Origin of the sequence: uncultured Microbulbifer sp. (assembly GCF_913055755.1) — a bacterium.
Taxonomy (GTDB): Bacteria; Pseudomonadota; Gammaproteobacteria; order Pseudomonadales; family Cellvibrionaceae; genus Microbulbifer.
The window spans coordinates 1-18,272 of sequence record NZ_CAJXKH010000081.1 but is presented as its reverse complement, the minus strand read 5'-3'; the positions used below and the strand labels follow the sequence as shown (position 1 = coordinate 18,272).

Sequence of the window (18,272 nt, the reverse complement as noted above, 5' to 3'; positions counted from 1 at the left end):
GCGGGTTCTTCTTCCACCGCCAGGTCGAAATCCAGGTCCGCTTCGGCCTCGCTGGTCTGCGCCACGTCCGCAGAACCAGAGACACCACCCGCAGCCAGGTCATCGCCCAGCTCCAGATCTCCCAGGTCGATGGAATCCAGGTCAAGATCGCCGAGATCATCGCCAATGGAATCGAAACCATCATCGTCCAGAGACAGCTCGCTGCCGGACGCTGAGTCGCTCGCGGCCACAGAGTCTTCGGTATCCAGAGTCAGCTCTTCGGACTCTTCCGCCGGCGACAGGTCGAGGTCGAACTCCAGGCCACCCAGGTCGCCGTCCGCGGAAGAGACTTCACCGGCGGATTCGGACTCGGACAGCTCGCTGCCGAAGTCGTCCATATCCAGGTTGCCGAGATCCAGCTCGCTATCGCCGGCTTCCACCTGCGCAGCTGGTTCCTCTGCACCCTCTACACCCTGCAATTCATCACCGCCGAGGTCAAAGTCACCATCCAGATCCAGATCGAGGGAGAAGTCCTCACCGTCCGCTTCCGCAGATTGTTGCGGCTCATCGTCCAGATCCAGAGACAGATCGTCGAAGGCACCGAAATCGTCGCTGCTGTCGCCCGACGCTGTGTCGCTAGTGGCACCTGTTGAGAACTCGTCAAGGTCGTCAAACGAGGCATTGCTCGCGAAATCTTCGCTAAAGTCAGTACCCAGATCATCCAGTTGCGCCGCCTCCAGAGACTCGCTGGAGACATCCATTTCCGGTGCTTCGAACTCGCCGGCACCGGCGATGGTTTCCCGCAGGCGCGCCGCGCGGTCGGCGACGGGTCCGTCGCTGTAGCCCAGCAACTGGCGATAATGGTTGTCAAAATTCTCTACATTCTGCTGCTGGGCATAGACCTCGAGCAGCATCAGGCGCGCGTCCACATTGGCCGGTGCAGATTCGAGACCGGACAACAGCTTGGCCTCCGCCTCCGGGTACTGCCCCAGTGACAGGTGAATTTCCGCCTCGGCCACCGGATCTCCGGTTTCCAGATCACCCAGGTGATCCAGGTCGAAGCTGCTGTCCGACTCCAGCTCTTCCACCGCGCTCAGCTGATCATCTTGCGCCGACATTTCGTCCGCTTCAGCACTCGCAGCTTCTGCAGCCATTTCCGCCTCTACCTGACGGATGGCCTCTTCTTCCTCTTTGCGGCGACGCCAGGTCAGGAAGCCGAACAGGCCGACCAGCAATGCACCGGCACCAATGGCAATAAACTGGATATTCTCCATCAGGCGCTCGACCAGGGTCGGCTCGGACTGGGTCTGAACCACCACTACCCGGTTGCGCGCATCATCATCGGCGGGGGTTTCCGTTACAGCCTCCGGTTCAGCGGCCTCTTCCTCCGGCGCGGCATCCGTAACGGCATCATCCACTACTGCCGCGTCTGCGCCCTCTTCCATCGCCGACCCTGTAGAGTCAGTCTCAACGGTTTCACCGGCCTCCTCGGCCAGAGGGTCACTCGCGGTATCGCTCTCCGCCGCATCGGTCTGCGCCGCAGCGTCCTGCACTGCGCGCAATTCGTCGTTGGAGACCTCAACCATGCGCTCCATGGTATCGATCTGTTCGTCGAGCTCGCCGATGCGCTCCTGCAGTTCCGCATTTTCCAGGCGGGACTTGTCGAGCTCTTCCTCGGATACCGCCAGCTCGCCGGCCAGCGCTTCGCTCTCACTGGCACCGCTACCGGTGCCGGAGGTGACTGATTCGTTATCTCCCGGCGCGCCCAGGGTCACGCGGCCTTCGACCACTTCGGACTCGGCGCTCTCTTCCGCTACTGCGCGGCCGTCCAGCGGCGCACCGAGGGCGCTGTCGCCCACGCGTTCGCGCCAGGCGTCGTTCTGGCTGGCCACCTCGGAAACCGCTTCGCTCATGGTGAGCGCACGCACTTCTTCGGTGGTGGGCAGGCGCAGTACCGCACCCTTCTTCAACAGGTTGATATTGTTGTTGATGAAGGCTTCCGGATTCAGACGCTGGATCGCCAGCATGGTCTGCTGGACCGATACCTCGCGGCTCTCGCGGCTGTCGCGGGCGATTTCCCACAGGGTATTGTTTGCTTCTACCGGACCGTAGACGCGGCTGCCGCTGTCGGCAGTGCTCTCTGCCGGGGCTTCGTATACCGGCTGCTGCACTTCGGGCTGTGCCGGTGCAGTGTTGGCGGTTTGAGGTTCGCTGTATTCCGTTGCCGGGGCTTCCGCGGGCGCCTGCACCGGCTCGGGGGCACGGCGCTGTACCGCAGGCTGCCGGGGTTGCTGCACCGGCGCCTGGCGACGCACCTGCTGGCGCTCGCGCTCGGCGGCGCGCACCGGCTGGGACGCGGTATTGGTGGAGAAAGCGGGCAGATCCATCAACAGGGTGTATTCCCGCAGCAGTCGGCCACTGGGCCAGCGGGTTTCCACCAGGAAGTTCAGGAAGGGTTCGCGAATGGGAGAGCGGCTGGAAATCCGCACTACCGGCTCGGCACCGGAATAGTCGACGTCAAACTGCAGTTCGCTCAACAGATAGGCACGGTCTACCCCCGCGCGGTCAAAATCTTCCGCACTGGCGAGACGCACTTTGATCTCGCTGTCCCCAAGACCACGAGTCTGCAGCAGCCTGATTTCTGCATTGAGCGGCTGATTCAGCGTGGAGTTCAGCTTGATCTCACCGAGACCGAGCGCCAGAGCCCCATTGCCACCCAGTGCGCTGACCAGACCCACAGCAAGTGCCAGCTTTTGCACGCGCATATCCGATTCCCTTTATTGTTAGAATCTCTCTGCAAATCGCCCGACTCGCACAGTAAACCTGTGCAAATCTCTCGATCGTTTGCAGTTTTGTACAGCAAATTTATACAGCTAGCCGTACATTTTTTACCCAAAAGAGCCCGCGCGCTGGCAACGGACTCCACTTACCGGCGAAAAATTCGCCCCCCGATTAAACTCAAATCGCCTTCTTTATTCGCTCTTTTCCACTTCGCATCGGTAACCGCTCCCCGAAGCGAAGTTAAGAAGAAACCTTCAGAATGGGCGCTAAGTATTAAATATCAATGGATTTTTAGCAACAAGTGGACAATCTGTACACAGTTAATTGCGATGTCTTTCCGCAGATTGTCGGATACCGTACAAAAATTAACCTGCTTCGGGCTAATCAGTCCGCGGCGCAGGCGTCCAACCAGAGTATTTTCTCCCCCCACAGCATCCTGTGACGACGGGTGCTCACGCATCTCCAGGCGGGCGCCGTTAGCGAGCAATCCGCGCACCTGCTCCAGATCCACCTCTTCTTTCAGGTTCACACTGAGATTGGCGAGCTGCCCATGAAAAACAGAGGCGGTATTGATGGTCGCGTCGAGCGCAACCTCTGCGCCCAGCAGACGACGCAACTCGTGCACCAGGGCGAGCTCGCTGAAATTGTGCCCGCTGTCGAGCAGCGCTTCCGCTGAACTCAGGTGGTTGAATGCCAGTCGCTGCCCGGTAGTTTCATCCAGTTCCGGTTCCTGCCCATTGAACAGGCGCGCGGTCTGCGCGGCGGCACTATCGACACTGGATTTGCCCAGCGCCGAAACCGGCTGATTCAGCACTATTTCCACCGACTGCAGCCGGGATGCCAGCGGATACAGCGCTTCCGCAATCATTGCCGCGCCGGCACCTGGAACCGCGATCACCTGGCGCTCTACCTCTTGCAGCGCAGCGGCATTCAACAGCGGGTGAATCAGTTCCGCGCTCTCGTCGCCACGGGTAATACCGCCCGCATCCACCACCCAGGCCCCGGCGGCCTCCGCCTTGGCCAGCGCAGCCTTGGCAGTGTCATCACCGGCCAACAGCAGCACCACCTGGTCTGCGCTGAAAGCGAAGTCCTTGAGCGACTGCACTGCCACGCTGCGGTTGGCAAACACCTGTGGATCCACATCGGCCTCATCCGCAGCCAGCAGCTTCAGCTGGTCCGGCTTGACGGTTTTTCGCTCTTCGAGGATTTCCAGCACGGCATCGAATGGCGTGCTGCCGACACCGACAATCACCAACTCGCGGGTGGCTTCTGACATATTTTGTACTCACGACCTAGATTGTGCGCTTCGCGGCCAGTTCGGCCATTAAAGCGACAGAAAAAATGCGGGGCGATTATACTCGCGAGAAAGGCGGGGGGAAGCCGCCCCGGGAAAAGGGGCGGCCGATTGGACAAATCTGTGACTTACAGCTTGCCAAGCAGGATCAGCAATACGCGACGCAGGGGCTCCGCGGCACCCCACAGCAGCTGGTCGCCAACGGTAAAGGCGTTCAGGTACTCGCCACCCATGCTCAGCTTGCGCAGGCGACCCACCGGGATATCCAGCTTGCCGGTTACCGCAGTTGGGGTCAGCTCCTTCAGGGTCACTTCGCGGTCGTTCGGCACCACTTTCACCCAGTCGTTGGCGGAGCCGATCAGCTGTTCGATCTCTTCCATAGGCAGATCTTTCTTCAGCTTCACGGTAAACGCCTGGCTGTGACAGCGCATGGCACCGATGCGGACACAGGTGCCGTCCACGGGTACCGTGGCGCTGGTGCCCAGAATCTTGTTCGCTTCCACTTGCGCCTTCCACTCCTCGCGGCTCTGGCCGGATTCCAGCTGGGTGTCGATCCACGGCAGCAGGCTGCCCGCCAGCGGCGCGCCGAACTCGGAAGTCGGGAAGTCGCTGCTGCGCATGTTTTCGACCACCTTGCGGTCGATCTCCAGAATCGCGCTGGAGGGGTCGGCCAGCTCTTCGGCCACGCCGTCGCGGATACTGCCCATCTGGGAAATCAGTTCGCGCATATTCTTGGCGCCGGCACCGCTGGCCGCCTGATAGGTCTGAGCGGTAACCCACTCCACCAGGCCGGCCTTGAACAGGCCACCGAGGCCCATCAGCATCAGGCTCACGGTGCAGTTGCCGCCGATATAGTTTTTCACACCGGATTCAATGCCGCGGTCAATCACATCGCGGTTGACCGGGTCCAGCACGATGATGGCGTCGCCGTCCATACGCAGGCTGGAGGCGGCGTCGATCCAGTAGCCCTTCCAGCCTTTTTCACGCAGTTTTGCAAACACTTCCTTGGTGTAATCGCCGCCCTGGCAGCTGACGATGGCGTCCAGCTCGGCCAGCGCGTCCAGGTCGTAGGCGTCCTTCAATGGAGCGACTTCCTTGCCAATTTCCGGGGCTTTGCCACCGGCATTGGAAGTGGAGAAAAATACCGGCTCGGCGATATGCGCGAAGTCGTTTTCTTCCAGCATGCGGCCCATCAGAACGGAGCCGACCATACCGCGCCAGCCTACGAATCCTACCTTGTTCATTTCAATATCCTGTCGAATCTGTGAGTTTCTGGGTTCCCGGCGCACTGCGGCGCGTTTACCACGAGCGGCCGGGACAACGGCTAAATGGTGAATGGACTTATCAGAAAGCGGCCACCACTGCTGCACCCATTTCCGCGGTGGAGACTTTCTTCGAGCCTTCGGTATAGATGTCCGCGGTGCGCAGTCCCTGATCCAGTACCTTGCTTACCGCTGCTTCGATGGCATCCGCTGCCTCGCCCATATCCAGGGAGTAACGCAGCATCATGGCGGCAGACAGTATGGTCGCCAGCGGGTTGGCGATGCCCTGCCCCGCGATATCCGGCGCACTGCCGTGGCAGGGTTCATACAGGCCAAAGCCGGTTTCGTTCATGGACGCCGAGGGCAGCATGCCGATGGAACCGGTGAGCATGGCAGCGGCGTCGGACAGGATGTCGCCGAACATGTTGCCGGTCACCATCACGTCGAACTGCTTGGGTGCGCGCACCAGCTGCATGGCGGCGTTGTCCACGTACATGTGGGACAGCTCCACATCCGGGTATTCCGGAGCCAGGCGGTCCAGCACTTCGCGCCACAGCACGGTCACTTCCAGCACGTTGGCCTTGTCGACGGAGCACAGCTTGCCACCGCGCTTCTGTGCGGCTTCGAAGGCGGTGCGAGCGATACGCTCGATTTCCGATTCTTTGTAGACGTAGGTGTTGTAGCCCTGTTTCTCGCCATTCTCCAATGTTTTGATTCCGCGGGGCTCACCGAAGTAGATACCACCAGTAAGCTCGCGCACGATCAGGATGTCGAGACCGGAAACCACTTCCGGCTTCAGCGAGGAGGCATCGGCCAGCTGCGGGTACAAAATGGCCGGGCGCAGGTTGGCGTACAGCCCGAGGCCGCTGCGAATTTTCAGCAGACCTCTTTCCGGACGGATGGCGCGATCCAGGGTATCCCACTTGGGACCACCCACCGCACCCAGCAGAACCGCGTCGCACTCACCGGCCTTTGCCAGTTCCGCGTCGGTCAGCGGCTCACCGTGGGCATCGATGGAAGCACCACCGATCAGGCCTTCGGTAAATTCCAGGTTCAGGCCAAATTTTTCATCGGCAGTTTTCAGTACCGCAACCGCCTGCTCGACAATTTCCGGGCCAATACCGTCGCCCGGGAGGATCATGATTTTCTTGCTCATCGAATTTTCCAATTATTCCGTTCGCCAGTTCACTTCACAGCATCAAACAGCCACGGCGCCTGTTCGCGACGCTTGGCTTCGTACGCGCGAATCTCGTCCGCATCTTCCAAGGTCAGGCCGATATCATCGAGGCCGTTCAGCAGGCAGTGTTTGCGGAACTCGTCCACTTCAAATGCGATGGTCTCGCCATTGGGCTTGATGACCAGCTGCTTTTCCAGATCAATGGTCAGCGCGTAGCCTTCCTCGGCGTACATTTCCTGGAACAACTGCTCGACAGTGTCTTCGTCCAGAACGATCGGCAACAGGCCATTCTTGAAACAGTTATTGAAAAAAATGTCCGCAAAGCTCGGCGCAATTACCGCGCGAAAACCGTGATCGTCGAGCGCCCAGGGGGCGTGTTCGCGGCTGGAACCACAGCCGAAATTCTTGCGTGCCAACAGCACAGAAGCGCCCTGGTAGCGAGGGAAATTCAGCGGAAACTCCGGATTTACCGGGCGCTGGCTGCAGTCCTGCCCCGGCTGGCCTTCGTCGAGATAACGCAGCTCATCGAACAGGTTCGGGCCAAAGCCGGTACGCTTGATGGACTTCAGGAACTGCTTCGGAATAATCAGATCCGTATCCACGTTGGCGCGATCCATCGGTGCGGCGACGCCTTTATGTTGGGTAAAAGCCTTCATCAGAGCGCCTCCTTCTGCATTTCACGTACATCGACAAAATGGCCCGCAATCGCCGCGGCCGCCGCCATGCTCGGGCTCACCAGGTGGGTGCGACCACCGTAGCCCTGGCGACCTTCAAAGTTGCGGTTGGAAGTGGAGGCACAGTGCTCACCGGCGCCCAGCTTGTCCGCATTCATCGCCAGACACATGGAGCAGGAAGGCTCGCGCCACTCGAAGCCCGCTTCGATAAATACCTTGTCGAGCCCTTCTTTCTCGGCCTGCGCTTTTACCGACTGGGAACCGGGCACCACCAGCACCTGCTTCACGCTGTCGGCTTTCTTGTGGCCCTTGGCCACTGCTGCCGCCGCGCGCAGGTCTTCGATCCGGGAATTGGTACAGGAGCCGATAAACACGCGATCCAGATTGATATCGGTAATCTTCTGCCCTGCGTTCAGGCCCATATATTCCAGCGCGCGCTCGATGCCCGCCTTCCTGGTTGAATCGCTTTCGGCTGCGGGATCCGGTACCAGCGCGCTCACCGGCGCAACCATTTCTGGAGAGGTGCCCCAGCTCACCTGCGGCTCGATCTCTTCGCCGCGCAGCTCAACGATCGCATCGAAATGCGCACCGTCGTCGGAGTGCAGGCGGCTCCAGCTTTCCACCGCTTTGTCCCACTGCTCGCCCTTGGGCGCGTAGGGTTTTCCCTTTACGTAGTCCAGAGTGATCTGGTCCACTGCGACCATACCGGCACGGGCGCCGGCCTCGATTGCCATGTTGCAGATGGTCATGCGACCTTCCATGGACAGCTTGCGGATCACCTCACCACCGAACTCGATGGCGTAGCCGGTACCGCCGGCGGTACCGATCTTGCCGATAATCGCCAGCACCACATCTTTCGCGGTTACGCCCGGACCGAGTTCACCGTCCACGCGCACCAGCATGTTCTTCATCTTCTTCTGGATCAGGCACTGGGTGGCCATCACGTGTTCCACCTCGGAAGTGCCGATACCGTGCGCCAGCGCACCCAGTGCACCGTGGGTGGAAGTATGTGAGTCACCACACACCACGGTCATACCCGGCAGGGTCGCACCGGTCTCGGGACCGATCACGTGCACAATACCCTGGCCCGGATCATTGATACCGAACTCGACGATACCGAAATCCTTGCAGTTCTCATCCAGGGTCTGCACCTGGATCCGCGAGATCTCATCGCGAATACCCGCCACGCCACCGGCGCGTTCCTCGCTGTCGGAGGCCACGTTGTGGTCCGGGGTACCGACAATCGAATCCGTACGCCACGGCTTGCGGCCGGCCAGGCGCAGGCCTTCGAAGGCCTGGGGCGAGGTCACTTCGTGAATCAGGTGGCGGTCGATATAAATCAGTGCGGTGCCGTCTTCGCGGCTTTTGACCAGGTGGTCTTGCCAGAGCTTGTCGTAAAGCGTCTGTTTGGTGTGCTCTTGATGGCCCATCAGCCCCATCTCCTCTATGGATAACATGCGGGAGTCTAGGGGGGGCATTGAATAACATCAATTTATATTTATTATATGGCACATTCTCTTTTGGAATACCCAAAACTATAACTTTTACAAACCCAGGTTCGAGCTATCCCCGCTCAGAATCGAAGGGGCTGATTGCGGGTGGGGTATTGCGAGACCTTCTGCGACAGGGATGTCGCGGAAGAGCCCCCATGGATGGGTTCACGGCGTGTCTCGCAAAACCCCACCCGTAAGCAGCCCCGCTACCGAGGCAATTTCATCGCATGGAAATCCAGTGGCTCAGAGCCTTCCTCGCCATTGCTGAACAGGGCTCCGTTTCCGACGCCGCCGAACAACTACACCTGACCCAGCCCGCCGTCAGCAAACGGCTCGCGTCCCTGGAACAGCAGCTGGGCACCCCCCTGTTCGACCGCATCGGCCGCCGCCTGCAGCTCACCACTGCCGGCAAGGCGCTGCTGCCCCGCGCCCGCCACATACTCAACGAAGTCAGCGACGCAGAGCGCGAACTCAGAAGCCTCGGCGACACCATCGGCGGCAGCCTGCGTATCGCCACCAGCCATCACGTCGGCCTACACCACCTGCCTCCGGTACTGCGTGACTTCAGCAACCGCTACCCCGACGTCTCCCTCGATATCGACTTTGTCGATTCCGAACAGGCCTACGAGGCCCTGGTGGCAGGCGAGTACGAACTGGCCGTCGTCACCCTCGCACTCAAGGATTACCCCAACCTCAACGCCCAGATCATCTGGCCCGACCCCTGCGTCGTTGTCGCCGCCCCCGACCACCCCCTGGCACAGATGCCCGAACTGGACCTGCCCGCACTCGCGCAATACCCCGCGATCCTGCCCGACCTCAACACCTATACCGGGCGGCTGATCAAGCGCGAGTTCGACCGCCACGGCCTGAAACTGACCGCCAAACTGGCCACCAACTTCCTCGAAACCATCAAAATGATGGCCGGCGTCGGCCTCGGCTGGAGTGTGCTGCCAAAAACCCTGGTGGACGAGTCCCTCGCCGAACTGCCCGTGCCCGAACTCAGCATCGTGCGCAACCTGGGCGTGATCAATCACCGCAACCGCACCCTCAGCAATGCCGCCAATGCCCTGCAGCAACTGCTGACCCAGGCCGCAACCGGGCTATAAGGGGCAAACCGCTTCTCAAAATCGGCAACTGGTCAGAGAAACTTCGGCAAAAACCGGTACACTCCGCCGCAGAATTAAAATGGGAGCGAAACCAATGAAAAAAATCACCCTGGCACTCTGCGCCGCTCTGGCTTCTGCCGGCGCCAGCGCCGACACCATCCTCGGCTTCGACGCCTCTGCCGGCGTCTGGATGCCGGCCTACAGTGGCGGTGTCGGTGTCGACAACTTCAATGTGGACGAGTTTGACCTGGCCGAAGACAACGTCACATTCCTGCAGGCCGCACTCGAACACCCGATCCCGCTGGTGCCGAACATCCTCGTGGCCCACAGCAAGATCGAAAGCAACGGCAGCACCTTCCTCAGCGAAAACGTGACCTTCGATGACGAAACATTCATCGTCGGCTCCGAAGTGGCGACCGACCTCAACCTCTCCCACACCGATGCCACCCTGTACTACGAGATTCTCGACAACTGGGTAAACCTGGACCTGGGCCTGACTGCGCGCCAGTTCAGCGGTGACATGACTGTCGTGAGCGAATTCCAGTCGGAAGAGATCGAATTCTCCGGGGTACTGCCGATGGTCTACGGCGTGGCCCGTTTCGACCTACCGTTTACCGGCTGGTCCATCGTTGCCCAGGGCAACGGCACCGGTTACAAGGGCGATACCCTTACCGACGTGACCGCGAAAATCCGCTGGGACTTCGTACCGGCACTGGATTTCGCCGTGGAAGCCGGCTACCGCGCCATGACCCTGGACATCCAGGAACTGGACGAGCTGCAGAGCGACCTGGAAATCAAGGGCCCCTACCTGGGCCTGAGCCTGCACCTGTAATCCAGCGATTACAGCCGGCCACAAAAAAGGCGGAGCGCTTTTGGCGCTCCGCCTTTTTTGTTTTCAAATCCGCTTCAACGGATCAGGAATCATTTCCCGCGGGAATTTTCAGACCGAAATCCACATCTCCGTTCTGTGCCCGCTGGCGCAGCACATGATCGACCAGTACCAGCGCCATCATCGCCTCGGCAATCGGCGTTGCACGGATACCGACACAGGGGTCGTGACGTCCCTTGGTGACCACCTCGATCGGATTGCCGTTGGTATCCAGGCTCTTGCCCGGAATGCGCAGGCTGGAAGTCGGCTTCAGGGCGATATGCGCGATCAGTTCCTGACCGCTGGAAATTCCGCCGAGCACACCGCCGGCATTGTTGGACTGGAAACCCTCCTCGGTAATCTCATCGCGATGCTCGGTACCCTTCTGCTCCACCGAAGCAAACCCGGCTCCGATCTCCACGCCTTTGACCGCATTGATACTCATCAGCGCGTGGGCCAGGTCCGCATCCAGCCGGTCGAAGATCGGCTCGCCGAGACCGGCAGGCACACCGCTTGCGTGCACGGAGATACGCGCACCGATGGAGTTGCCCTCCTTGATCAGGGCCTGCATATACTCTTCCATCTCCGGCACTTTGGAAGCATCCGGACAGAAAAACGGGTTCTGATCCACCTGGGACCAGTCGAGGGTTTCCACCTTGATGGGACCGAGCTGGGACAGGTAGCCGCGCACCTCGATGCCGTAGCGCTGCTTCAGCCACTTCTTGGCAATGGCGCCCGCGGCAACCCGCATGGCGGTCTCGCGCGCGGAAGAGCGCCCTCCGCCGCGGTAGTCGCGCAGGCCGTATTTGGCCCAGTAGGTGTAATCGGCGTGGGCCGGGCGGATCTGCTCGGCGATATTGGCGTAGTCTTTGGAGCGCTGGTCGGTATTTTCGATCAGCAGACCAATGGGCGTGCCGGTGGTTTTGCCTTCGAACACGCCGGAGAGGATTTTGACTGCGTCCGCTTCGCGGCGCTGGGTGGTGTAGCGGGAGGTGCCGGGCTTGCGGCGGTCCAGTTCCAGCTGAATTTCTTCCGCAGAAATTTCCAGCCCGGGGGGACAGCCATCAATAATACAGCCCAATGCCGGACCGTGGCTCTCGCCAAAAGTGGTTACGCTGAACAGCTTGCCAAATGTGTTGCCCGACATACCCGGTATTCCCTACCTCTAGTCAATTATTCGCGGAAAGCCGCGCATTATAGAGGATTACGTCGCCGCCGGCGCGCTCAATTGGCGCCCGCTTCAAAAAACGGTCGACAGGCGAGCAGGTCTTCCCGGGTCAAAATAAACACCCCGTGGCCGCCCTCTTCCAGTTCCGGCCAGACAAACGGCACCTGCGGATAAGCGGCTTCCAACGCCTCCCAGCTGTTGCCCACCTCGCACACCAGAATACCTTCCGGCTGCAGGTGGTCCGGCGCCTCCAGCAACAGGCGGCGGGTGAAGTCGAGGCCGTCGTCGCCGGAGCCCAGCGCCAACCCGGGCTCCGCATGGTATTCCTGCGGCATCTCCGCCAGGTCGCGGGCGTCTACATAAGGAGGGTTGCTCACAATCAGGTCGTAGCTGCAGCCCTTGAGCCCCCCGAACAGGTCCGACTGCACCGCGCGCACCTCATCGTTGAGGTGATGGCGGTTGATATTGATCTGCGCCACCTCGATGGCATCGGCGGAAATATCGCTCAGGTCCACCCGCGCCTGCGGAAAGGCGTCGGCGCAGGCGATGCCGATACAACCGCTGCCGCAACACAGGTCGAGGATCGCCAGGGGCTCCTGCTGCAGCCAGGGTTCGAACCCCTGGCGGATCAGTTCGCCGATGGGTGAGCGCGGTACCAGTACCCGCTCGTCTACATAAAACGGCAGGTCACAGAACCAGGCTTCCTTGGTGATATAGGGAGACGGCAGGCGTTCATCGATGCGTTTTTCCAGCACCGCCAGCACGTCCCGGCGCTCGTCCATGGTCAGGCGCGCAGCGAGGATTTCCGGTTTGCTATCCACCGGCAGGTGCAGTGCGTGAGTGACCAGCAGGACAGCCTCATCCCAGGCGTTATCCGTGCCGTGACCGAACCACAACTGTTCAGCATTGAAGCGGCTGGCACCCCAGCGGATATAATCCAGCACTGTACACAATTCGTGCAAACTGGACTCCCGTTTCTCTATCATTGGCGATAATCCTCAAAATTAGGCGCTTTCCTTCTTGCCGCTTTACTAGCGTTGCACAAAGGCTTAGGGTAGCGCACCCCCTGAATCCCCGGTCTTGATATCCGGTGATAACAGCCCCGCCGCGACTGCGATTGTCGCGCGGGGTGATCGAACGCCCGGGCACCTGCGTATCACTGCGCAATCGAATAGCGGGCGAGACGTTGGAAGCATACTGATGAAAGAACAATACGCACAGATCATTGAAGCCATTGGCGAAGACCTGGAACGCCCGGGTCTGAAGGACACGCCGCTGCGGGCGGCCAAGGCCATGCAGTACCTCACCCGCGGCTACCAGCAGACCGTTGATGAAGTGGTTAACGAAGCGCTCTTCCCCTCGGACTGCAGCGAGATGGTACTGGTCAAGGACATCGAGCTGTACTCCCTGTGCGAACACCACATGCTGCCCTTTATCGGCAAGGCGCACGTGGCCTATATCCCGGACGGCAAGGTGCTCGGCCTGTCCAAGGTGGCGCGCATTGTAGACATGTTTGCGCGCCGTTTGCAGATCCAGGAGCAACTGACCGTACAGATCGCCAACACCATCCAGCAGGTGACCGGCGCCGCCGGCGTCGGCGTGATCATCGAAGCCAAGCACATGTGCATGATGATGCGCGGTGTGGAAAAGCAGAACTCGGTGATGAAAACCTCTGCCATGCTGGGTTCGTTCCGCAGCCAGCAGGCTACCCGCAACGAATTCCTGTCACTGCTGCGCTAGCCTTAAGGTTATTTAATTAGGGAGAGCCCGCAATGCCACACCTGGTGATCGAGTATTCCGAAAAACTGGAAGAAGCGCTTTCCATCCCGGCACTGGTGAGCAACGGCCAGCAGGCCATGTGCGACACCGGGCTCTTCTCCCCTTCCGCGGTCAAGACCCGCGCCCTGCCCTACCGGGACTTTGTGCTCGGCAAGCGTCACGAGGGCTCCAGCAACCTGTTTATCCACGCGGAAGTGCGCATTCTCGAAGGCCGCACCGCGGAACAGAAAGAGGCGCTGAGCTCCGCAATCTTCAATTTCCTGTGTGAAGCGGCACCGGAAGTGCCGGAAATTTCTGTGGAAGTGCGGGATATGGAAAAAGCGAGCTACTCTAAGCGGGTGCCGTTTTAAGCTTCCCCTCCGGTAAGAAATAGGCGGAACCAGTCGGCGATCACCTCCGCACTGTCTTCCATATGCAGGTGATGGCTGCCGGGAAATTCGCGGATGGCGATATTGGCGTATTTCTCCGCAACCGGTTTCACCCGCGTGATCATTTCCTGAATCCCGGATTTGCCCAGCGCCAGGCGGATCGGCATCGTCGCCCGCCCCAGGAACGCCTCGACCTGGGCGCCATTCAACTTCGCCAGCGAGCTCGCCAGCAACTGGGGATCGTTGCTCCAGGTAAAGCCGCCCTCGCAGGGGCGCACTCCGCGCTCCACCAGCCTGCGCGCGGCATCTTCGGTCAGCTTGAACAGTCCGTTCTTGCGCGCGGCAACCGCCACTTCCAGGGATTCGAATACTTTCGACTTGCGGTTGCGGTAGCGAGCCCGCTGCTCAATGCCATTGCGCAGGATGTCCGGTGCCTCTTCGTCTTCTGCCGGTGGCGGCACCAGCCCGTCGATCAATGCCAGGCGCTGTATCCGCTCGGGAAAGGTCGCGGCGGCAATCATCGAAATGACCGCGCCACGAGAGTGGGACAAGCAGGAAAACTGCTGCCAACCGAGGGCATCGGCGATGCCGAACACATCCTCGATTTCACCCCAGATGTTGTAATTGGCTTCCGCGTGCCGGTGGTAGCTCTGGCCGTGCCCCGCCAGATCCACCGCCACCAGGTTCAATTCCGGCAGCAGCGGCGCGATTCTGTCGAAGCTGGCACAGTTATCCAGCCAGCCGTGCAGCGCCAGTACCGGCACCCCGCTCGGGTTGCCCCACTGGCGGGCGGCGATCCGGTTGCCGCACAGGTCGAGGGAAATTTCACGGGGAGAGGTGCAGAAAGAAGTATTCGCGCTCATGGGTAAGTCAAAATGCCGGTGGAACGCAGTATGTTGGCAGCCGCCCAGGGCCTCAACAATGGCGACATGCACCACCGCACCTGTTCAATCTGCTTATGGCGACTGCAGAACAGATGTGGGAGCGCTATGCGAGGGCTATGAGAGCGGTTCCGGCTTGTGCTGCAACCACTGGAGCTCCGCGCAGTCCGTTGCCCACACGTCGGCCTTGAGGCACGCCAGGCTCGAGGTGCCCATGGAGTGTTCATTGCCGGTGCCACACAGACCATTGACCAGGCTGCCCACCAGCGGCTGGTGGCTCACCAGCAACAGAGGGAAATTTTCCTCGGGCACCTCTGCAAGCACTTCCAGCAGCGCTGTGAGCGGGGTATCACCAGTGAGATATTCGTTGATTTCCACTTCGCGACGGAAGGTCTCAGCGACAATCTTTGCGGTTTGACGCGTACGCACAAACGGGCTGGCCCAGATTGTTTTCACCTGCGCCAGCTCCGAAGCGCGCTCCTTGCACACCGCGGCAACGTCTGCCCGCCCCCGCTCCGTGAGCGCCCGGGTTTCGTCACTTTTACTGTAGGGTTCCGCTTTCCCGTGACGCATTACGTATAACAGCACGCAAAACTCCAAACACTACCAGGGTTACCAAAAACGCTTGTTCACTTACTTCTCATCAGTGCTTTTTTCCGCCGGGTTTTCACCATCGGATTCAGCGTTTTTGTTGCTGCCGCCTGTGGTTTTGCTGGTCTTGTCCCTGGGCTTTTCCGCATCGGCGGCCCCGCGGCTTTTCGCGGGCTCTTCTTTTACGTCTTCCGCACCAAGCTCAATGACCGATGCTTCCTCAGCTTCTTCCGCCTCTTCCGCGGTGGCGCCTTCGCTTTCGCCCTCGACCACCTCATCCTCGCTGATCACTTCGCCGTCAAACTCTTCAGCGCTTTCATAGCTGGAGATATCGTCCACATCGGACTCCGGCCACTCGGAAAACGGGAAGGGTTTCTCCTCGGAGTTGTAGATCAAGAATTGCAGGGCCTGGTAAATATAGGATGCCAGCTGGTCTCCCAGGCGGCGCAGGTTGTCATTGGCACTACCGGTAAAAATGGCAAAGATGAATTGCGCGATCACCACCGCCAGCATCACGAACCCGGCAATTTCCAGCAACACCGCAAACAGAACCATGTAGATCAGCCGCACCCACTGGTTCGTGGACGTGAGGTTTTGTTTCAGTTCTTCATTGCTCATTGGCTTATCCCTAAAATTTATCCCTGGTTATTCAGCGCTTGCGGTCTGTCCGCTACCGGAACGCGCAGTACCGGCTTCGGCCGGCTTGTGCAACTGGTCTTGGAGTTGAACTATAGCACCAGGACCTTTCAGTCCTGCGGCCACTCGGCAAAGGGGAACGGCTTCTCTTCGGTGTTGTAAATCAGGAACTGCAATACCTGGTATATGTACGACGCGATCTGGCTGCCCAGCTGGCGCAGGTTTTCATTGGGACTGCCACTGATGATGGCGAACAGGAACTGCAGGACGATGGTGGCAAGCATTACCACGCCCGCCACTTCCAGCAGAATCACAAACAGCACCATAAACAGCGCGCGCAGCCAGTGGTCCGGAGTGGTCAGATTGTGCTTGATGGCTTCGTTATTCATAAAATTTTCCATTCACGGTTGGAGGTATGCCTCGGTCTGCGGCAACCACTTCAGCTCTTGGCGGAATAGGCCACATCAAATGTCTGCGCCCCGGACATCAGCTCCCGAATCACCGCCGGGATGGGGGTACCTTCAAATAATATGGCGTGAATTGCAGAAACCAAGGGCATGTAGACGCCTAATTCATCGGCTTTGGCCTTGATGAGACGAACGGTGTTCACCCCTTCCGCCACCTGGCCAATCTCTGCCACGGCCTCGTCCAGCTTCTTGCCCTTGCCCACCAGGTAGCCCACCCGGTAATTGCGGCTCAGATCGGACGAACAGGTGAGGATCAGGTCCCCTACCCCCGCCAGGCCGATAAAGGTCATCGGATCTGCGCCCATGGCCTCGGCAAAGCGCATCATTTCTGCCAGCGCGCGGGTGATCAGCAGGCTGGTGGTATTCTGGCCGCGCCCCAGGGCGACCGCCATACCGGTCACGATGGCGTAGATATTCTTCAACGCCCCGGCCAACTCCACCCCGAACACATCGTTGCTGGAATAGACGCGGAAGGTCTCCGAGTGCAGCACTTTCTGGATGGTGCTGCACAGCTCCTCGTCTTCACTGGCAACAACCGTGGCGGTGTAATGCCCGGCGACGATTTCCTTCGCAAAGTTCGGGCCACTCAACACCCCCACGCGCATACCGTCGGTCTCTTCCCGCAGGATGTCGCTCATCAGGTGGAAACTGTCGTGCTCCACCCCCTTGGTGAGGGAAATCAGGATGGTACCGGGTGCCAGCACCGGCGCCGCGCGGTGCACCACCTCACGGAAGGACTTGCTGGGGATCGCCACAAATACGATCTGGCAACCGCACACCGCCCGCTCCAGCTCACTGGTTATCTGCAGGTCGGGATGCAACTCCACCCCGGGCAGGTAGTAGGCGTTTTCGCGGTTGGCCATGCAGGCTGCGGCGCGCTCGGGGTCGCGCATCCACTGGCGGGTATCGTGACCATTGCCGGCAATAATATTGGCGACGGCGGTACCGAAACTGCCGCCACCGAGAATGGCGATGGAATAACGGGAATCAGAAGGGCTCGAAGAAGCGTCTTTCTCGGTCATAAAACTTCGTTGTCTGAAAAATTGGGTCGATTATACGGGGCGCCGGCGGTCTGCCCAACGGCGCCGTCACCTTTTGGTCATTTTTGCCAAGATCGCCGACAAATACCGCGAATTTACGACCAAATCGCGCAATAAAGGACCAGCTAACTATAGCGCGCAGCCAAATAAACTGAGTGGCCCCAAAATAAAAAACCGGGCATGTGCCCGGTTTTCGCGTCAGCCTGTCTATCAGCTGTTCAGTTCCAGCAACAGCGTGTTCAGACGCCGCACGTAGTCCGCGGGGTCCGCCAGCTGGTTGCCCGCGGCCAGGTTGGCCTGGTCCATCAGGATATTGGTGAGGTCCGCAAAGCGGTCTTCATCCTGCTCCTGATCCAGGCGCTGTACCAGCGGGTGGCTGGGGTTCAGCTCGAAGATCGGCTTGGAATCCGGCAGGGACTGCCCCGCCTGCTCCAGGATACGGCGCATCTGCAGGCCCATATCGTGGTCACTGGCCACCAGACACGCGGGCGAGTCGACCAGGCGGGTGGTGGCGCGCACGTCTTCCACGCGGGACGCCAGTACCTCCTTGACGCGCTCCACCAGTGCACCGGCCTCTTTCTCGACCTTTTCGCGCTCGGCCTTGTCGTCTTCGTTTTCCGCCTCACCCAGGTCCAGCGCGCCCTTGGCCACGTCCTGGAACTGCTTGCCGTCAAACTCCTGCATATGGCCGACGAACCACTCGTCCAC

At 60.0% G+C, this 18,272-nt stretch carries 17 protein-coding genes and 1 pseudogene; 4 read left to right on the top strand and 14 right to left on the bottom strand.

The window, feature by feature from the left end; genetic code table 11:
- The 6 genes from QZ511_RS13025 to leuC all read right to left on the bottom strand — a co-directional run.
- The coding region (locus QZ511_RS13025) for a FimV/HubP family polar landmark protein (protein ID WP_295802982.1) at positions 1-2,744 on the bottom strand (2,744 nt) is incomplete at its 3' end.
- A 296-nt stretch (positions 2,745-3,040) separates the two neighbouring features.
- Complete coding sequence (locus QZ511_RS13020; protein ID WP_295802981.1) at positions 3,041-4,036, bottom strand: Asd/ArgC dimerization domain-containing protein; 996 nt, start codon at positions 4,034-4,036, stop codon at positions 3,041-3,043.
- 146 nt (positions 4,037-4,182) lie between these two features.
- Complete coding sequence (gene asd, locus QZ511_RS13015; RefSeq protein WP_295802980.1) at positions 4,183-5,298, bottom strand: aspartate-semialdehyde dehydrogenase; 1,116 nt, start codon at positions 5,296-5,298, stop codon at positions 4,183-4,185.
- 100 nt (positions 5,299-5,398) lie between these two features.
- Positions 5,399-6,472, bottom strand: a complete 1,074-nt coding sequence (leuB, locus tag QZ511_RS13010; protein ID WP_295802979.1) for a 3-isopropylmalate dehydrogenase — start codon at positions 6,470-6,472, stop codon at positions 5,399-5,401.
- A gap of 29 nt (positions 6,473-6,501) precedes the next feature.
- Positions 6,502-7,149, bottom strand: a complete 648-nt coding sequence (leuD, locus tag QZ511_RS13005) for a 3-isopropylmalate dehydratase small subunit (RefSeq protein ID WP_295802978.1) — start codon at positions 7,147-7,149, stop codon at positions 6,502-6,504.
- Positions 7,149-8,597 carry a 3-isopropylmalate dehydratase large subunit gene (gene leuC / locus QZ511_RS13000; RefSeq protein WP_295802977.1) on the bottom strand — a complete coding sequence of 483 codons (1,449 nt, stop codon included), beginning with the start codon at positions 8,595-8,597 and terminating at the stop codon, positions 7,149-7,151. Before leuC ends, leuD begins: the two co-directional genes overlap by 1 nt.
- A 290-nt stretch (positions 8,598-8,887) precedes the next feature.
- On the opposite strand from leuC, the gene QZ511_RS12995 reads away from it, so the two are divergent.
- On the top strand, positions 8,888-9,766 hold the full coding sequence (locus tag QZ511_RS12995) for a LysR family transcriptional regulator (protein ID WP_295802976.1): 879 nt from the start codon (positions 8,888-8,890) through the stop codon (positions 9,764-9,766).
- Between the two features lie 94 nt (positions 9,767-9,860).
- Entirely contained in the window at positions 9,861-10,598 is a 738-nt protein-coding gene (locus QZ511_RS12990; protein ID WP_295802975.1) for a TIGR04219 family outer membrane beta-barrel protein, read from the top strand.
- Between the two features lie 82 nt (positions 10,599-10,680).
- On the opposite strand, the gene aroC is transcribed toward QZ511_RS12990, so the two are convergent.
- Positions 10,681-11,781 (bottom strand): chorismate synthase, encoded by a 1,101-nt coding sequence (gene aroC, locus QZ511_RS12985; protein WP_295802974.1) that lies wholly within the window; start codon positions 11,779-11,781, stop codon positions 10,681-10,683.
- 77 nt (positions 11,782-11,858) lie between these two features.
- On the bottom strand, positions 11,859-12,788 hold the full coding sequence (gene prmB / locus QZ511_RS12980) for a 50S ribosomal protein L3 N(5)-glutamine methyltransferase (protein ID WP_295802973.1): 930 nt from the start codon (positions 12,786-12,788) through the stop codon (positions 11,859-11,861).
- Positions 12,789-13,002: 214 nt separating this feature from the next.
- On the opposite strand from prmB, the gene folE reads away from it, so the two are divergent.
- Positions 13,003-13,542 (top strand): GTP cyclohydrolase I FolE, encoded by a 540-nt coding sequence (gene folE, locus QZ511_RS12975; protein WP_295802972.1) that lies wholly within the window; start codon positions 13,003-13,005, stop codon positions 13,540-13,542.
- Positions 13,543-13,574: 32 nt separating this feature from the next.
- The gene (locus tag QZ511_RS12970) at positions 13,575-13,931 is read left to right on the top strand and encodes a 5-carboxymethyl-2-hydroxymuconate Delta-isomerase (RefSeq protein ID WP_295802971.1); all 357 of its coding nucleotides are present in this window, start codon (positions 13,575-13,577) and stop codon (positions 13,929-13,931) included.
- Here QZ511_RS12970 and QZ511_RS12965 read toward each other — a convergent pair.
- The 6 genes and pseudogenes from QZ511_RS12965 to QZ511_RS12940 form a co-directional block, all read right to left on the bottom strand.
- Entirely contained in the window at positions 13,928-14,812 is an 885-nt protein-coding gene (locus QZ511_RS12965; RefSeq protein ID WP_295802970.1) for an alpha/beta hydrolase, read from the bottom strand. The two genes, QZ511_RS12970 and QZ511_RS12965, sit on opposite strands and share 4 nt — an antisense overlap.
- Positions 14,813-14,947: 135 nt before the next feature.
- On the bottom strand, positions 14,948-15,418 hold the full coding sequence (gene sixA, locus QZ511_RS12960; protein ID WP_295802969.1) for a phosphohistidine phosphatase SixA: 471 nt from the start codon (positions 15,416-15,418) through the stop codon (positions 14,948-14,950).
- Positions 15,419-15,463: 45 nt separating this feature from the next.
- Positions 15,464-16,039 (bottom strand): DUF4389 domain-containing protein, encoded by a 576-nt coding sequence (locus tag QZ511_RS12955; protein ID WP_295802968.1) that lies wholly within the window; start codon positions 16,037-16,039, stop codon positions 15,464-15,466.
- A gap of 128 nt (positions 16,040-16,167) precedes the next feature.
- Positions 16,168-16,446 (bottom strand): DUF4389 domain-containing protein, encoded by a 279-nt coding sequence (locus QZ511_RS12950; RefSeq protein ID WP_295802967.1) that lies wholly within the window; start codon positions 16,444-16,446, stop codon positions 16,168-16,170.
- Positions 16,447-16,496: 50 nt separating this feature from the next.
- On the bottom strand, positions 16,497-17,546 hold the full coding sequence (locus QZ511_RS12945) for an NAD(P)H-dependent glycerol-3-phosphate dehydrogenase (protein ID WP_295802966.1): 1,050 nt from the start codon (positions 17,544-17,546) through the stop codon (positions 16,497-16,499).
- Positions 17,547-17,774: 228 nt separating this feature from the next.
- Positions 17,775-18,272 (bottom strand): annotated as a pseudogene (locus QZ511_RS12940) (molecular chaperone HtpG); the annotation flags it as partial.

Bases quoted from the DNA above. Each gene is read 5' to 3' on its own strand.
- QZ511_RS12995 (WP_295802976.1), top strand. From the start codon at position 8,888: ATGGAAATCCAGTGGCTCAGAGCCTTCCTCGCCATTGCTGAACAGGGC.
- leuD (WP_295802978.1), bottom strand. From the start codon at position 7,149: ATGAAGGCTTTTACCCAACATAAAGGCGTCGCCGCACCGATGGATCGC.
- QZ511_RS12955 (WP_295802968.1), bottom strand. From the start codon at position 16,039: ATGAGCAATGAAGAACTGAAACAAAACCTCACGTCCACGAACCAGTGG.
- QZ511_RS12950 (WP_295802967.1), bottom strand. From the start codon at position 16,446: ATGAATAACGAAGCCATCAAGCACAATCTGACCACTCCGGACCACTGG.
- QZ511_RS12965 (WP_295802970.1), bottom strand. From the start codon at position 14,812: ATGAGCGCGAATACTTCTTTCTGCACCTCTCCCCGTGAAATTTCCCTC.
- QZ511_RS12945 (WP_295802966.1), bottom strand. From the start codon at position 17,546: ATGACCGAGAAAGACGCTTCTTCGAGCCCTTCTGATTCCCGTTATTCC.
- QZ511_RS12990 (WP_295802975.1), top strand. From the start codon at position 9,861: ATGAAAAAAATCACCCTGGCACTCTGCGCCGCTCTGGCTTCTGCCGGC.
- aroC (WP_295802974.1), bottom strand. From the start codon at position 11,781: ATGTCGGGCAACACATTTGGCAAGCTGTTCAGCGTAACCACTTTTGGC.
- leuB (WP_295802979.1), bottom strand. From the start codon at position 6,472: ATGAGCAAGAAAATCATGATCCTCCCGGGCGACGGTATTGGCCCGGAA.
- asd (WP_295802980.1), bottom strand. From the start codon at position 5,298: ATGAACAAGGTAGGATTCGTAGGCTGGCGCGGTATGGTCGGCTCCGTT.
- QZ511_RS13020 (WP_295802981.1), bottom strand. From the start codon at position 4,036: ATGTCAGAAGCCACCCGCGAGTTGGTGATTGTCGGTGTCGGCAGCACG.
- QZ511_RS12970 (WP_295802971.1), top strand. From the start codon at position 13,575: ATGCCACACCTGGTGATCGAGTATTCCGAAAAACTGGAAGAAGCGCTT.
- folE (WP_295802972.1), top strand. From the start codon at position 13,003: ATGAAAGAACAATACGCACAGATCATTGAAGCCATTGGCGAAGACCTG.
- leuC (WP_295802977.1), bottom strand. From the start codon at position 8,597: ATGGGCCATCAAGAGCACACCAAACAGACGCTTTACGACAAGCTCTGG.
- prmB (WP_295802973.1), bottom strand. From the start codon at position 12,788: ATGATAGAGAAACGGGAGTCCAGTTTGCACGAATTGTGTACAGTGCTG.